Source organism: Pseudofrankia asymbiotica, from assembly GCF_001983105.1.
Taxonomy (GTDB): domain Bacteria; phylum Actinomycetota; class Actinomycetes; order Frankiales; family Frankiaceae; genus Pseudofrankia; species Pseudofrankia asymbiotica.
Genome location: NZ_MOMC01000065.1, coordinates 1 through 14,927 on the forward strand (window position 1 = coordinate 1; position 14,927 = coordinate 14,927).

The window sequence follows — 14,927 nt, forward strand, 5'->3', positions numbered from 1 at the left end:
TGGCCCTGGTTCTGCTGGCCCTGGTTCTGCTGGGTGCTGATCGGGAGCGTCCGGTTGAGTCCGGAGATGACCCCGACGGTGACGCTGTTCTCGAATCCCAGGGGACTGCCGATCGCGATGGCCAGGCCGCCTACCTCCGGCAGGTTTCTCTGGAACGTGGCCGCCGGCAGGTTGTGCCTGTCGACGGTGACCACGGCGATGTCGCTGACGGCGTCCGACGCTCGCACCTGTCCCGGAATCCGCTGTCCGTCGGCGAACGCGACCGTGACCTTCTTGTCGGAAGCCTCCCGGGTGACGTGCTCGTTCGTGATGATGGTCCCGTCCCGCTTGTAGACCACACCGCTCCCGAGGTGCTCACCGATCAGGATCGTCACGACGGACGGTTCGGCCTTCCGAACGATCCCGGGCACCTCGGGAAGTCCGGCGGCGGCCGCGGTGGAGGCCGTCGTCCCCCGGTCAACGCTCGATGCCCTCGCGCCGGTCCCGGGGATGAAGAAGAACATGGGGGCGGCGATTGCGACAATTGCGGCCAGGACGGCGACCGGCGACCGGGCGCGCGCCGGAATGTCCGTAGTTGTCATATTCGCCTCCACATCTGTCGCGCTTCTTTGGCCTGCCGCCGGGGATACCCGTACCGGGCCCCAGGAAGCCGGCTCAGCTGGCGAGTGCGAAGTAGCGCAACCATAGGTATCCAGCGGACAGGGTGATGGTGACGGCGGTGACGACGAGGCCGTACTTGGTGAACTGCCAGAACGAGATGGGCTGACGGTTGCGTTCCGCGATACCGAGGACCACGACGTTGGCGGAGGCGCCGATCGCGGTGGCGTTGCCGCCGAGGTCGGCGCCCAGGGCGAGCGCCCACCACAGGACGTGATGGCCTTCGGCACCGCCGCCCATGTCCTTCACGAGGTCGGCGGTGATCGGCGCCATCGTGGCGACGTACGGAATGTTGTCGACGACGGCTGAGAGGACCGCGGACCCGAACAACAGCAGCATCGTCGCGCCGAGTTCGCGGCCGCCGGTCGCGCTGGCAAGCGAGGTGGAGAGCTCGCCGATGATCCCGGTCTCGATCAGTGCGCCGACCATGATGAACAGGCCGGCGAAGAAGGCGAGCGTGGGCCATTCCACCTCGGCCAGCACCTGCCGGGTCTCGACCTTGGAGACCGCGACGAGCAGGCCGGCTCCGAGCAGGGCCACCACACTGGGCGCGAGGCGCAGGACCGGGTGCAGGACGAACCCGGCGACGACCAGGGTGAGCACGGCGAGGCCCAGGACGAGCAGCCTCGGGTCGCGGATGGCCTCGCGCTCCTCCAGGTCCATGATCTCACTCGTGAGGTTCTCGTCGTAGACGAACTCGCCGCGGAACATGATCCGGCACAGGCCAAGGAGGACGACGGTCAGAACGGCGGCGATCGGGAGTGTGTGGGCGAGGAAGTCGTTGAAGCTCAGCCCGGCCCGGCTGGCGATGATGATGTTCGGTGGATCTCCGACGAGAGTGGCGGTACCGCCGACGTTGGCGGCGAGCACCTCGGCGATGAGAAACGGTGCCGCGCGCAGCGCGAGGCGTTCACATACCAGCAGCGTCACCGGAGCGACGAGGAGCACGGTGGTGACGTTGTCCAGCAGTGCCGAGGCGACCGCCGTGATCACCACCAGCATCGCCATCACCCGGAACGGTCTGCCGCGAGCACGTTTCACCGACCAGATGGCCAGGTACTCGAAGACGCCGGTCTGCCGCAGCACCCCGACGATAATCATCATGCCGAGCAGCAGGAAGATGACGTTCCAGTCGATGCCTGTGTGCTCGTCGTAGAACGCGGCCTTGTCGTCGGTCGCGCTGATCGCGAGCATCGCCGCGGCGCCAGCCAGCGCGGCGGCCGTGCGGTGGACCCGCTCGCTGATGATCAGGACGTAGGTGGCGGCGAAGACGATGACGGCCGCCCAGCTGTGCCAGCCGCTCATCGCGCCTCGAGCAGACGGTCCAGCAGACCTGCCGCGGTGATCACGCCGAGGGTACGGGAGCCGGCCGCGTCCCGCTCGACGACCGCGACGAGCGGGCTCGCCTCCCGGGCCATCAGGGCCGCGACCTCGAGGGCCGTGTCGTCTGGCGCGGCGATCGGCGGAACGCGCCGTTCCTTTGGCAGGCAGTCACGCACCGAACGCCCGGCGAGCGCCGCGCACAGCCGGTCGGCGTGCCGCTCGTCGACGACCGCGGCCAGAGCCGGGTCCTCGATCACATAGGGGGGCACGAGCATCTTGACCAGCCGGGAGGCGGGCAGCACCGCGTGCGGCACACCGTCGTCGTCCAGCACCAGCAGTCCGGGCAGCCGCTGCTCGCTTAGGAGACGAGCCGCGTCCAGGGCATCGCTGTCCAGCGTCACCGACGTGTAGGGAACGGCCAGGTCACGTGCTCGCACTGTCGGCCTCCTCGCCTTGTACGGCCGCCGGCAGGCGGCGGCCCTCACCCCCGAGCTCGTAGCCGCTCGGGCGTTCAATACCGGAAGGGACCTCTGACGCCATCGCGGACGGGGTTTTCCCGTGCTCGTCGTCCGGAACGCCGACGAGGTCCTCGACGTCGAACATGCGCGCGATGGGAACGTCGGTGCTGCTGTGCGCCACGATCGAGAACGCGATGCACACCGCGATCAGCGTGTAGGCCGCGTGGCCCTGCGGAATTCCGGACTCGAGCACCAGCAGTCCGTAGACCACCGACGCGAATCCCTTCGGCCCGAACCAGGCCGCGGTCAGCTTCTCCCGCCTGCCGAAACGGCTGCCGGCCAGCGAGATGAGCAGCGACGCCGGCCGTATCAGCACGATCGCCAGCACCACCGCCACGTATCCGCCCAGGGAAAGATCGCCGAACAGGCTCGGGGTCAGCAACGCTCCGAACACCAGCAGCGCCGCGAACTTGCTCAGCTCCGCGAACGCCTCCCCCAGCGGCTCGAAGGCGCGCTTCGGCTCCGGCGACACCGATGCGAACACCGCACCCGCGGAGAACGCGGCCAGGTAGGGATTCGCGTGTGTGAGATGGCACGTCGCGTACAGGATCACCCCCACCGCCAGCGCCAGCAGCGGCTGCAGCTTCGGCTCCGCGCCGAGCAGCCGGAACCGCACCAGCCAGGCGACGACCAGCGGCATCGCGATCCCCAGCGCCAGCCCGCTGACCAACTCCAGGGCGATCGTCGTCAACGACTCCCCGGCCGCCTCGGAGGTTGGGCCCGCGGCCGCGATCAGCAGCAGCACGACCGGCAGCGCGAGCCCGTCGTTCAGGCCGCTCTCCACATTCAGCAGCTGCCGCAACCGGGCCGGCACCTCCCTGCGCCCCACGATCGCGGAGGCGAACACCGGATCGGTCGGGGCCAGGACCGCGCCGACCAGGAACGACGTCGTCCAGTCCAGACCCACCAGCAGGTGAGTCAGGACCGCCATGCCCGCGAAAGCCAGCGGCATGCCCAGCCCCAGCGCCCGCGCCGGGTTCCACCACGCCCCGCGCAGAGCCGGGAACGAGACATGCATGCCGTCGGTGAACAGCACGACGAACAGCGCCAGATCCGCCGTCACACCGACGATCTCGCTGCCAGATGCGATGTGCACGAGGCCCAGGCAGCCGTCGCCGACCAGCGCGCCACCGAGGAGAAAAAGGAAGGAGGTCGACAGCACCGACCGCGCCGCCAGACCCGACAGCAACACCGCGACGAACAGCGCAACCCCGAAAACCACCACCAGCACCACGGCAGCCACTCCGATCGACAAGGAGACCTATCCTCGTTCGCCGACCAGGCTTCCCGGCACACCGCTGCCAACCGTAGCAGCACCGGAGCGCACCGATCGACTTCTGTTCGCCCGCGGGCCTCGGGCGCGGCCGCTGCCCACGGTCGCGATCGGGGTCGGGGTCGTCGGCGGCCTGGTTGTCGGCATGGCATCCGTCGACTCAGGCTCGCTGATCATCGTGCTGTTGCTGGCGTCGTACCCGCGGATGCGCGCGTCGCGGCTGGCGATGGCGGTCGTGAAAGCGACGCCGGAGGATCAGAAGGGTCAGAAGGCCGGACGGGGGCCGGTGTAGACATCGTGGGGGCGCAGTCGTAGGGCCGGTTCCTGGTATTCCTCCAGGGCGTGCGCGATCCAGCCGGCGGTGCGGGCGACGGCGAAGATCACTTCTCCGGCCTCGGCGGGCATTCCGGTGAGCAGGGTGAACGCGGCCAGGGCGAGGTCGATGTTGGCGTGCGCCTCGCCGTTGCCTGCCGCGGCCCGCACCACCGCGTCGACGGCGGCCACGGTCTCGTCGGCCCCCGGGAGGCCGCGCGTCGATTCCAGCAGCGCCCGGGCCCGTGGATCACCGTCTGGATACTGACGTATGCCCACGCCGGGGATCGGTAGCCCGGACCGCAGGTGGTCGGAGACGACCCCGATCGCGTTTCCGCTGGCCAGCACGTCCGTCAGCAGCCGGTAGGCGAGCCCGCTGGCGGCGCCGTGCAGCGGGCCGTCGAGCGCGCCGAGGCCCGCGGACACCACCGCGTAGGGGTTGGCCCGGGCCGACGCCGCGACCCGCGCCGCCGTCGTCGAGGCGGCCAGGCCGTGGTCGGCGAGCAGCACGAGCGCCTGCTCCAGGCAGGCGACGGCGTCCGCGCCGCCGGGACCGGGCGCGAGCCTGGGCCAGAGCCGCTGGGCGAGCGAACCGTCGGGCGGGGCGGCGGCGGGCCGGGTACCCAGCAGCGGCAACGACTCCACCATCACCGACATCACCGCGGCGCCTCTCGCGAGCACGTTCTCCCGGCGAAGGTCGAATCGCAGCGGGTCGGCGGAGGCGGCGACCGCGACGGCTACCCGCAGCCGATCGTTCAGCCGGACGTGCGCCGGCAGCGTCGCGCCGGTGCGCGTCACGGCGGCGACCACCTCCCCCGGCGCGCGCAGCTCGACGGCGCGCGCATCGTCAGGGCTCCCGTCAGGACCGTCGCCGGTGCCGCGACCGAGATTCCACAGCCAGCCGACCACCGCCTCGAAGCTCTGCCGCGTGGACAGCTCGACGGCGTCGCGCCCGCGGTAGAACAGCCGGCCGCGCTCGCTCAGCGTGATTCCGGTATGCGCGGTCAGCTGCTCCTCGGCCGGATCAGCGGGCCGCGGCCGGCCGCGCGAGCGCCGGCCGGCCAGGGTCTCGACCTGGCGGGCGTCGAAGGTGCTGCCGCGACCGCTCGGCGCCGGCTCGCTGGTCAGCAGGCCGCGGCTCGCGTAGGCGTACACCGTCTGCGTCTTCACGCCGAGGAGGTCGGCGACCTGCCGGGTCGTCAGCCGCTCATCGCCGCCATCGCCGCCATCGCCGCCATCGCCCGCGGCGTCGACCGCGGCGACCGCAGCGACGGCGCGCCCCAGGCCGCCCCTCGTGCGGGGGCGATCGTCCGCCACGCCGTCTCCTCCCTTGACGCTCCATCACCTCGGAACCACCTTGGAATCGCCTCGGACGTCTCCCAAGTCACGTTGACTGTAATCAACGTTGACAACGTATATCAACGATCGCAGAGTGGCGACCGGAGGAGATAACGATGTCGATCACCACAGAGCGGGGCGGCTCGGCCGCCGTGCGGGAGACGCCAGCGGTCACGGCGCCCCGCGGCCTCAGCGGAGTCGTCGTCACCGACACCGAGCTCGGTGACGTACGTGGGCGCGAGGGYTTCTATCACTACCGTGAGTACTCGGCCGTGGAGCTGGCGCGGAAGCGGACGTTCGAGGACGTGTGGCACCTGCTGTTCTTCGGGCACCTGCCCGACGCGGCCGCACGCGCCGATTTCCAGGCCAGGACGGCGCCCCTTCGCCACCTTCCCGGCTCGCTCCGCGAGCTGCTTCCCATCCTGGCGAAGTCCGGGCCGGACCCGAGGCCGCTCGCCTCTCTCGGCGCGGCGTTGTCCGCCGCGGCCGGCGCGCGCGGCATCCGCCCGCTCTATGACCTGACACCCGGCGAACGGCTGGACGACGCGCTTTTCGCCACGGCGCTCGTTCCCACCCTGCTCACCGCGCTCCACCGCCTGCGGCACGGGCTGGAACCCGTCGAGCCGAGGGACGACCTGTCGTACGCGGCCAACTATCTCTACATGCTGACCGGCGACGAGCCCACGGCCGACCGGGCCCGCGCCATCGAGCAGTACCTCATCTCCACGGTTGACCACGGATTCAACGCGTCAACCTTCACCGCCCGGGTGATCGCGTCGACCGGCGCCGATCTGGTGGCCTGCCTGGTGGGTGGTCTGGGGGCACTGTCCGGGCCGCTGCACGGCGGAGCGCCGAGCCGGGCGCTGGACACCCTGGACGCCATCGGCACTCCCGACCGCATCGACGGCTGGATCCGCGAGCGCGTCCTCGCCGGCGACCGGATCATGGGATTCGGGCACGCCGTCTACCGGATGGAGGACCCCCGCTCCCGCCTGCTGCGGGAGATCGCCGAGGGCATGGGCGGCGCCCTGGTCGACCTGGCGGTCACCACGGAGAAGCAGGTCGTGGCGATCCTCGCCGAGCTGAAGCCCGGCCGCGAGCTGCACACCAACGTCGAGTTCTACGCCGGCGTCGTCATGGAGCTGTGTGGGCTGCCGCGTGAGATGTTCACGCCGACCTTCGCCGCCGCGCGCACCGTCGGCTGGAGCGCGAACATCCTGGAGCAGGCGACGGACAGCAAGATAATCCGCCCCGCGGCCCGCTACGTCGGGCCGCCGCCGCCGCGGCCCGTACCCACCGGCTGACGTGGGTCGCGCGTTCGCGCGTCGGCGGGCTCGGCGGGGTGGGCGGGGTGGGCGCCGGTAGGTACCTCGTTCATCGGGTGGGGTGAGCCGTAGAGAGGCCCCGTGCCGAGGTGGCAGCCGGCGGCGGCGAGCTCGCGGGCCTGGGCTGAGTCGTCGAGGTTGGTGGCGATCACGGTCAGGTCGAGCCGGGCCGCGGCGGCGAGGATGGCGTCCCGGACCAGCACGGTGCGCCCGTGGGCCGATGCGTCGCCGGCTCGGGTGAGACTCCGGTCGAGCTTGATGATCTCGATGGGCAGGGCATGCCAGGCCGCGAAGCTGCTCGCCTCACCGCCGACCCCGTCGAGGGCGAAGCGGACGCCGCGGGCGGCGAGGCGGCGCAGAAAGGGGGCCGCGGCGGCCAGGCCGCAGGTGCCGGTGAGCGTCAGGATGATCGCCTGTGGGGGCAGGTCATGGTCGACGAGGAGGTCCGCGACGCCGGCGATCGGCGTCTCCTCCAGATCACGGTTCATCGGGATGGTGACGAAGGCGGGCACGCCGATGCGGCGCGCCCCCCGCGCCGCCAGGTCCCGGCAGGTCTGCCGTAGGACGACGTCGAGCAGGGGCAGGGTCAGCCCGGCCTCGTCCGCGAGCCGGTACAGCGGCTCGGACGAGAACTGCCCCGTCCGCGGACGGGTCCAGCAGGGCGCGGCGTCGAGAGCAACCGTCCGCGAGGAGCGCAGATCGACCACCGGTAGGTAGTGGACTCCGAGGACGCTGGCGGGATCGTCGCCGCGCAGCGCCTGGTCCAGATGGGCACGGATCTGCGGGGCTGACTCGGGCGTGGACAGGTCCGGCCGGTAGACGACCAGCCCGCCCTTGCCCTGGCGCTTCGCCGCGTACATGGCCAGGTCCGCGTCCCGAAGCAGGGAGTCGGCCACCGGGTGACGAGCCGGGTCGGCCAGAACAAGACCGAGACTGGCACCGATCGGCCGGGAACGGCCCGCCAGCTGGCAGGGGGCCCGGATCGTCGTGGCCAGCCGGCGGCACGCCGTCTCCGGGTCGTCATGGCCGTCCTCGAGGAGCAGCGCGAACTCGTCACCGCCGAGCCGGGCGACGGTGTCGCCGGACCGGACGGCGCCGCGAAGCCGGGCCGCGGTGATCTGAAGCAGCTCGTCTCCGGCGCCGTGGCCCAGTGTGTCGTTGACCCGTTTGAAGTCGTCCAGGTCGCAGAACACCAGCGCGAACGGCCGGCCGGCCCGGGACGCGAGCGCGTGGTCCAGCCGGTCGGCGAACAGCGCCCGGTTCCCCAGCCCGGTAAGAGGATCGTGAAACGCCTGGTGATGCAGTTCCTGCCGGCTCGCCTGAACCGAGACGAGCAGCCGGGTGTTCTCGCCGAGCATCAGCATCTGCCGGACCAGAACCACCAACAGCAGGGCGAGCAGACCGTATGTCTCGACAGGGCCGACGGCTCCGTCGGCGATCAGCTCGCCAACCGACAGCCCGCCGACAACACCGAGAGCCAGATAGGGCAGCGCGGCCTGCACCCACAGTGTCCGCCGGTCGCGGCGCCGGCTCGGCGCCGCCGAACTCGGCATCGGGACCAGGCAGGCCAGCAGGATCGACAACCAGCCCGCGACGGCGAGGACCTCCACGGCCGGCGAGGTGCTGCGGCCTTTCTCGACGATCGCGATCAGGTAGATCGTCGTGTACCCCAGCATGGCGCTCAGGCCGGCGCCCAGCAGCGCCAGCGCGAGCCCCGACCGAGGCCGCCGGAACGTCGCCAGGAGCAGGATGCCAGCCACCAGAATCAAGAAGCTGGTGGCCGACATCACCCCGGACAGCAATCCGGCGGTATCGACGTGTCGCGCCCGGATCAGCGGCTCCAGCAATACCGACCACACAAGCAGGACGACCGAGCCGACCACCACCAGGCAGTCCAGAGTGGTGATCGCATACCACCGGCGCCCGGCTCGGCCCGCGCCGATGCGGCGGTCCGCGGCGTCGAGTGGGTCGGTGGGAAAGCTCAGCACACCGGCCAGAGCCAGCACGACGATCACCAGAAAGGCCTGAGCCGCGCCGAACATGCGTGTCGTGAGCGCCGAACCGTGCGCGAACGCCCAGTAGACGTGCCAGACCAGCGCGACAGACGATGGGACCATCGCCAGTTCGATGAGCAGCCGCCAGCGCCGGTCGGCGCCCCGGGCACGCCGGGCGGTCCACGCCAGCGCGCCCACCGTCGCCAGACTCACCACGAGGGTCGCGAGACCGGCGACTTCGGCAGCTAGGCGTGATGGAGGCACAACTGTGCACAAAGTCACGAAAACCAGATAAGCCAGGCTTGCCGACACAAAATATCGCGGCATTAAGTGGCCGCCGGCCATCATTGCCCGTTTCGTCTGCGCATATCGCACACCTCCGTGAACCGACCGCACCTGAGAAATCACGGTGCGGGCGCGGCCGACCCACGCAGAGTCTGCCCAGGTGGAGTCCGCTGAAATCGGCCCGACCGGCGGACCGTTCACCCGGCGAGTCACCCGGCCAGCGGCTCATCCACCATCGGCCGAACTGGCCGACCCGGCCGACCGGATTCCGGCCGGGTGTCGGCATGCGGTCAGTCCGYCCGGCGGCGCGCGATCTCCGTGGGCTCCTTTCCGGCGACAAGCCAGCCACCGACGGCCGCGGCCAGCGGTACGCCGATGAGGAAGAGCAGCGGGTAGACCGGCGGTATGCGGCCGAACACGGCGAGGTCGTGCCGGTACACCGCCAGCAGGGCGAGTCCGGCGCAGGCCGTTCCCAGCAGCACCCCGAGCAGGGCGAGGCTGGCCGCCGTCGCCGCCGTGAGGGTGCGCCGGATCCCGGCGGTCGCGCCGGTCGCCGTCAGGGTGCGCAGGTCGGCGGCGCCCTCGCCGCGGATCAGACCGACGGCCATGGCCAGCACCGCGAGCGCGACGAGCAGCCCGCCAGCGGCGGCGCCGGCCCGCACCGTCCGAACGCTCTGCTGCCTGTTCCTGACCTCGATGGTCAGCCCGGCCCCAGCGGCGACGCGGCGGACCACAGCCACCTGGGACGCCGTGAGCGGTTGGGTGGACTCGACCAGCCAGCCGGCCCGAACGGGTACGAGCCTCAGCCGGTGCACCGCGCCGACAGTGAGGAACGTGTTCGGGAGCGAGGCGTAACCACTGCCGCGGATCCGGGCGATGGGCGGCTCCGTCGGGTCGCGATTGGGCCCGAACAGGACAAGGTGGTCGCTGTGGGTGGTGACCGCCTCGGCGGTCACCGGAATACCGGCCGGGTCGGCTCCCAGCAGCCGTAGCAGCTCCGGCGTGGCGACATAGGTCAGGGCGGCCCCGTAGATGTTCCCGTGCTTCGGGATGTTGAGCTCCACGGCGTGCCGGCTGCGCTCGCCGCTCGCGATCCCGCGCTCGATCGGCGCGTCGGGGTCATACGCCATGTCCAGCGGGAGCACCGTCGGGCTGGACAGCCCGGCCGCCATCCGGCCGACCGCAGCCGCGAGCCTCGCGGCCTGTGGTTCGGTCTTGATGGGGATGATGGACGGCGGGTCGCTGGCACGGGCGACCCGGACAATCAACTGGCGGTCGCTCAAGTTGCCGGTCGTCGGGGTCGCCTGGATGTCCGTGGTGACGATGACGATGGCCACGGGGACGCCGAGCGCCAGGCTGATCGCGGCCAGTGCCGCCCCGGCCCGTGCCTGGTGGCGGGCCAGGTCGCGCAAGGCCAGCCGGACCGCGACCGGAGCGCGGGTGCCGGCCCAGCCGAGCAGCCTGACCGCGAGCGGCGCCGCGAACGGGATAGACAGCGCCGTCGCCAGCGTGCCCGCGACGACCAGCGCCGGGTTGTCCTTCTCCCCGGCGGCAAGGCAGCCAAGCCCGCCGGCGAGAAGGATCGCGGCGAGCACCGCCGGCCGGCGGGTGGACCGCGGCGCGGGCGGCCGGCCGGCGAGCGCGAGGGTGATCGGGAGCCGGGAGATCGCCCGGGCCGGCCACCACGCCGCCACGGCCGACATCGCCACCGCCAGCACCGCGATGGCGCCGACCAGGAACCACGGGACGGCGAGCCGGTCCACCCGATGTCCGGTGGCCGGCTCCAGCCAGCCCGCCGCCACCGGCCAGAACGCGAGCCCCGCCGCGGTGCCGGCGACCGCCCCGGCCAGGCCGACCAGCAGGCCGGTCACGATCATCACCAGCCGGACGTGGCGGGCCGTCGCGCCGACGGCGGCGACCATGCCGAGCTGGCGCAGCCGACGGTGGGCGAGGGTGCCGAACCCCGCCGCGGCGATGAACGCGACCAGCAGCAGCAGGATCGCGGTCGCTGCCAGGACCAGGGTCACGATCACGACCCGCTGGTTGTCGGGCCCCTGACCGACGCGCTGGGCGATCGTCGTGAGACGCTGGTCGTCGGAGTGCTGTATCTCAGCGCCGGCGAACACCGACACCGTGCTCGGCAGCGGTCCCCCGACGGGCGCGACCAGGACGAAGTCGTCCTTCAGGTCGCTCGGGTTCTCGACGATGCCGACGATCGTCCGTAGGCGCCCGTCCAGCCCGACGCCGCCGCCGAGCCGCAGGTCTAGCAGTTTGGCCATCCCCGTGGTGACGGCCGCCTCGCCAGCTCCGGACGGGTAGCGGCCGCGGGTGAGGCCCAGGAGCTTCTCGGTATACGTCCCGTGCGGCAGCTGCGCGCGGTAGTCGACCGGGAGCGCGAGGCCTGGGGCGGGCCGCGGGGTGTGGCCGACGACGTCGATCCTCCCGTACCGGGCGCGCAGGGTGGCAAGGTCGGCGGCGAGCGCCCGGGAATCTTCCCGCGCCTTCAGGACGTAGACGTCGCGGGCCGTGCCCAGCGTCCCGTCGGCCGGCGGCGGGACGTTGGAGAGGGCCGTCCCGCCGCACACGGCGACGGCCACGGCGAGCAGGAGCAGGAGCGTCACCAGGACCTGGGAGCGCCACTCGCGGCGCAGCATCCGCCACGCCCACCGCGCCATCGCCCGCCAGGCCGGGAGCCCACCCGCCGCCGGGACGCGGCGGGCCGGCCCGTCCGGCGCCGGGCCGGGACCGGGAGCCGGCACCGGGGCCGGCGGTCGTGGTGGCGCCTGCACGCTCATCGCGGCGTGTCCGCGGTGAGCAGCGACTCCGGGCCGGCCGCCGGCCCGGTCTGGTCCATCGTCACGCCGTCGCGGACGAACACGACCCGGTCGGCCCACGCGGCCAGCTGGGCGTCGTGGGTCGCCAGCACCGCGGCCACGCCCGCCTTGCACGCCCTGCGCAGCAGCCGCATGACAACCTCGCCGGTCTGGGTGTCCAGCGCGCCGCTGGGCTCGTCCGCCAGCAGCAGCCGGCGATCGCCGACGAGCGCGCGGGCGATCGCGACCCGCTGGCGCTGCCCGCCCGACAGCTCGTCGGGAAAACGGGCCGCCTCGTCCGCGAGATCCAGATCGGCCAGGACCCGCCGCGCGGCCGCGGACGCCTTCCCGGCCCGCGTCCCGTCCAGCTCCAGCGGAAGCGCGATGTTCTCGACGGCGGTCAGGCCGGGGAGCAGGTTGTAGTCCTGGAAGACGTAGCCGACGTGGCGGCGTCGCATCCGCGCCCGGTCGCCCGCCGACATGCCTGCGAACGAGGTGCCCTCGACCAGGACCTCGCCGCTGGTCGGCTGCTCCAGGCTTCCCGCGATCGTGAGCAGGGTGGACTTGCCGGAACCGCTCGGCCCCATCACGGCGACCATCTCGCCGGCCCGGACCGACAGGTCCACGTCGGTCAGCGCGTGCACCTCGGTCGCGCCCGAGCCGTACACCTTCGTGACGCCGCGCAGTTCGAGGATGGCGGTCGTCATCGGGCCGCCCTCGCGCCCGTGCCCGTGCCGCGCCGCGTCGTCGGCGCCGACGACGCGGCCGTCGCGGCGGCATCGTTCGCGGCCGTCGCGGCAGCATCGTTCGCGGCCGTCGCGGCGGCATCGTTCGCGGCCGTCGACGGGACGGCCGGGGGAACGGCCGCCGGCGTGTGGTGGCGCAGGCGCGCGTCCGCGGAGTCCAGCCACCGGACGAAGGCCTCCAGGCGGAAGATCTCTGCGTCCGCGACCAGGAGCAGGCCGAGATCGTCCTCGGCGGCGTCCTGCTTCAGCCGGGTGAACCGGCTCATCGTCTCGACCAGGTGGCGCCGGTGCGCCTGGATGATCTGCACGACGTCGGCGCCGGGCAGCCGCGCCGCCACGAGGATCTTGATGACCAGCTCCTCGCGGGGCGGCGCCTCGGCGGCGGGCGGGGTCCGCAGCCAGGTGGCCAGCTCATCGCCGCCCGCCGGCGTGATCCGGTAGGCCTTCTGCGGACCCGGTTCGTCGCCGTCGTCGGACGCGACCAGGCCGTCCCGCTCCAGGCGTGCCACGGTCGTGTAGACCTGGCCGACGTTGAGCGGCCAGACCTCGCCGGTGCGCGCCTCGAACTCCTGGCGCAGCTGGAGCCCGTACTTCGGCCCTTCGCTCAGCAGAGCCAGCAGGGCATGTCGCACGCTCATGGGCACCCGTCCCTTCTGCGGTATACCCAGTAGCATACCCGGTATACAGCGACGACACGCCAGCCCTCCGGTGGTCCCGATCTGGCCCCGCCGACAACCATGGCAGGGCACAGACAGCGATCACCGAGGGGCTGGTGTGCCGGGCGAGAGTGTTCGCCGACGCAGTCGACGACGACGGCGGCTGCGGCTGCGGCTGCGGCTGCGGCTGCGGCTGAATGCTCAGCCATGCCCCCGCGGCGTGGTCAGAGGCCAGCGATGTCGAACAGGTTGCCCTCCGGGTCGGCGAGGGTCGTCCAGCCGTCGTGGTCGGTGACGCGCTTCGCGCCGAGGCCGACCGCCCGGTCGACCTCGGCGGCCGGGTCGGTGGTCGCCAGGTCGACGTGCAGCACGTTCTTGCCAGGGTTCTTGTCCGGGACGAGCGCGAAGGAGAGCGGCGGCGCGCTGGTGACGGTCGCCCAGTCGGCGGTCGCGCCATCGGCGATCGGCGCGCCGAGCAGGTCGGACCAGAACCGCGCGAGCGTGAGCGTGTCGGTGCTGTCGACGACCACGCTGGCAATGGCGAGAGACATCAGAGATTCCCTTCGGTCGGATTGGTTGGGTCGGTCGGTCAGTCGGGTCGGTTGGGCTGATCAGCCGGTCGGGCTGGTCGGTCGGGTTGGTTGGGTTGGTCAGGCGGTGAGGTCGATCGGGGCGGCCGGGTCGGTCAGACGGACGCCTCGGCCCTGCTTCAGTGGGGCCTGGCCAGGCGGCGCCAGTTCTCAGGCGGCGGACCGGACGGGCCAGTAGACGTCGGTGCGAGCGGCGGAAGCGTCGCCGCCGCCGCCCGGCTCGATGCGATAGACCTCGCGGATCGCGTCCGGGAGGCCGACCGCGTGGCGGACGACATGGCTGCCGAGCGCGCCGTACGTACGGTCGAAGTCGTCGAACCCGCCGAGGTGCTCGGCCACGGCGAACCGCCCGCTGGCCAGTTCGATGCCCTCGACGCCCGCGACGACATCCCGCGGCCGAGGCGCGGCACCGCGCGGGACCGGCACGAACGCGGCGACCTCGCCACGCTCGTCCTCGAAGTACTCGTGCGACCAGGTCGCCCCATGCGGCCCGGCCGCGCGTACGTCGACGTGGGCGAGCGCGGAGTCGAGCAGCAGCCGCGCGTCCGCGTACCAGCCACCGGCGTCGGCCGCGGAGACAATCGCCCGCACCGCGAAGACCGGCCGCGCCGGCACGTCCAGGAACGCCACGGCCAGCGGCGCGGCCGGCACGGGCGAGAGAAGCTCACGCAGCGAGGCGACGACACCCCGCGTTCTGGCGAGCTCGGCCTCCATCCGCTCCAGATGGGACCGGATGGTCGCGTCACGTGCCCCGTCATCGGGCGCCCGCAGAACGGCGCGCACCTCCGGCACCGGCATGTCCAGATCCCGTAGCCGGCGGATCAGGTGCGCCCGCGGGACCTGATCCAGCGAATAGCGCCGGTAGCCGGTCGACGGGTCGATCGAGGCCGGCTCCAGCAGGCCGACGTCGTGATAGTGCCGCAGCGTCTTGACGCTCAGGTAGGTGAGTCGGGAGAACTCACCGATCGGCACGACGGGGTCCGGTTCGAACATGGGTCGAGCTTCGACCCTCCGGCAACAGGAGAGTCAACACGACCCCGGCGGGCGGCCGGAACGCCGCCGAAAGCGCGCCGTGCCAGCCAGCCAGTCGACGGCCG

At 72.1% G+C, this 14,927-nt stretch carries 13 protein-coding genes; 2 read left to right on the forward strand and 11 right to left on the reverse strand.

Annotated features, from left to right (window positions below; translation table 11 throughout):
• From BL253_RS28930 to BL253_RS28945, 4 genes are all read right to left on the reverse strand, one after another.
• Nucleotides 1-581: S1C family serine protease (locus tag BL253_RS28930; protein ID WP_241835249.1), on the reverse strand; the 581-nt coding region annotated here is incomplete at its 3' end.
• A gap of 73 nt (nt 582-654) precedes the next feature.
• The gene (locus BL253_RS28935) at nt 655-1,962 is read right to left on the reverse strand and encodes an ArsB/NhaD family transporter (RefSeq protein WP_076820480.1); all 1,308 of its coding nucleotides are present in this window, start codon (nt 1,960-1,962) and stop codon (nt 655-657) included.
• A complete protein-coding gene (locus BL253_RS28940; RefSeq protein WP_076820481.1) occupies nt 1,959-2,417 on the reverse strand; it encodes a CBS domain-containing protein in 459 nt (152 codons plus the stop codon). Before BL253_RS28940 ends, BL253_RS28935 begins: the two co-directional genes overlap by 4 nt.
• A complete protein-coding gene (locus BL253_RS28945; protein ID WP_241835250.1) occupies nt 2,404-3,753 on the reverse strand; it encodes a cation:proton antiporter in 1,350 nt (449 codons plus the stop codon). The genes BL253_RS28940 and BL253_RS28945 overlap by 14 nt, the downstream gene beginning before the upstream one ends.
• Before the next feature lie 163 nt (nt 3,754-3,916).
• Here BL253_RS28945 and BL253_RS44145 point away from each other — a divergent pair, with 163 nt between their 5' ends.
• Nucleotides 3,917-4,063: a hypothetical protein gene (locus BL253_RS44145; RefSeq protein ID WP_241835251.1), complete on the forward strand. Its 147-nt coding sequence runs from the start codon at nt 3,917-3,919 to the stop codon at nt 4,061-4,063.
• Here BL253_RS44145 and BL253_RS28950 read toward each other — a convergent pair.
• The gene (locus BL253_RS28950) at nt 4,036-5,400 is read right to left on the reverse strand and encodes a citrate synthase (protein ID WP_198946438.1); all 1,365 of its coding nucleotides are present in this window, start codon (nt 5,398-5,400) and stop codon (nt 4,036-4,038) included. The two genes, BL253_RS44145 and BL253_RS28950, sit on opposite strands and share 28 nt — an antisense overlap.
• Nucleotides 5,401-5,537: 137 nt before the next feature.
• On the opposite strand from BL253_RS28950, the gene BL253_RS28955 reads away from it, so the two are divergent.
• Complete coding sequence (locus BL253_RS28955) at nt 5,538-6,725, forward strand: citrate synthase/methylcitrate synthase (protein ID WP_081438800.1); 1,188 nt, start codon at nt 5,538-5,540, stop codon at nt 6,723-6,725.
• Here BL253_RS28955 and BL253_RS28960 read toward each other — a convergent pair.
• The 6 genes from BL253_RS28960 to BL253_RS28985 all read right to left on the reverse strand — a co-directional run bounded on the left by BL253_RS28960 (nt 6,683) and on the right by BL253_RS28985 (nt 14,823).
• Nucleotides 6,683-8,953: a putative bifunctional diguanylate cyclase/phosphodiesterase gene (locus tag BL253_RS28960; RefSeq protein WP_241835252.1), complete on the reverse strand. Its 2,271-nt coding sequence runs from the start codon at nt 8,951-8,953 to the stop codon at nt 6,683-6,685. The two genes, BL253_RS28955 and BL253_RS28960, sit on opposite strands and share 43 nt — an antisense overlap.
• Before the next feature lie 362 nt (nt 8,954-9,315).
• On the reverse strand, nt 9,316-11,820 hold the full coding sequence (locus BL253_RS44890) for an FtsX-like permease family protein (RefSeq protein ID WP_076820483.1): 2,505 nt from the start codon (nt 11,818-11,820) through the stop codon (nt 9,316-9,318).
• The gene (locus BL253_RS28970) at nt 11,817-12,545 is read right to left on the reverse strand and encodes an ABC transporter ATP-binding protein (protein WP_076820484.1); all 729 of its coding nucleotides are present in this window, start codon (nt 12,543-12,545) and stop codon (nt 11,817-11,819) included. The genes BL253_RS44890 and BL253_RS28970 overlap by 4 nt, the downstream gene beginning before the upstream one ends.
• Nucleotides 12,542-13,222 (reverse strand): PadR family transcriptional regulator, encoded by a 681-nt coding sequence (locus BL253_RS28975; protein ID WP_076820485.1) that lies wholly within the window; start codon nt 13,220-13,222, stop codon nt 12,542-12,544. The genes BL253_RS28970 and BL253_RS28975 overlap by 4 nt, the downstream gene beginning before the upstream one ends.
• Before the next feature lie 242 nt (nt 13,223-13,464).
• The gene (locus BL253_RS28980) at nt 13,465-13,791 is read right to left on the reverse strand and encodes a VOC family protein (RefSeq protein WP_076820486.1); all 327 of its coding nucleotides are present in this window, start codon (nt 13,789-13,791) and stop codon (nt 13,465-13,467) included.
• A 189-nt stretch (nt 13,792-13,980) separates the two neighbouring features.
• Nucleotides 13,981-14,823, reverse strand: a complete 843-nt coding sequence (locus BL253_RS28985; RefSeq protein WP_076820487.1) for a MerR family transcriptional regulator — start codon at nt 14,821-14,823, stop codon at nt 13,981-13,983.
• Nucleotides 14,824-14,927: the final 104 nt, after the last annotated feature.

Coding starts and splice junctions, on each gene's coding strand:
- BL253_RS28935 (WP_076820480.1), bottom strand. CDS start 1,962: ATGAGCGGCTGGCACAGCTGGGCGGCCGTCATCGTCTTCGCCGCCACC.
- BL253_RS28970 (WP_076820484.1), bottom strand. CDS start 12,545: ATGACGACCGCCATCCTCGAACTGCGCGGCGTCACGAAGGTGTACGGC.
- BL253_RS44145 (WP_241835251.1), top strand. CDS start 3,917: ATGGCATCCGTCGACTCAGGCTCGCTGATCATCGTGCTGTTGCTGGCG.
- BL253_RS28980 (WP_076820486.1), bottom strand. CDS start 13,791: ATGTCTCTCGCCATTGCCAGCGTGGTCGTCGACAGCACCGACACGCTC.
- BL253_RS28975 (WP_076820485.1), bottom strand. CDS start 13,222: ATGAGCGTGCGACATGCCCTGCTGGCTCTGCTGAGCGAAGGGCCGAAG.
- BL253_RS28985 (WP_076820487.1), bottom strand. CDS start 14,823: ATGTTCGAACCGGACCCCGTCGTGCCGATCGGTGAGTTCTCCCGACTC.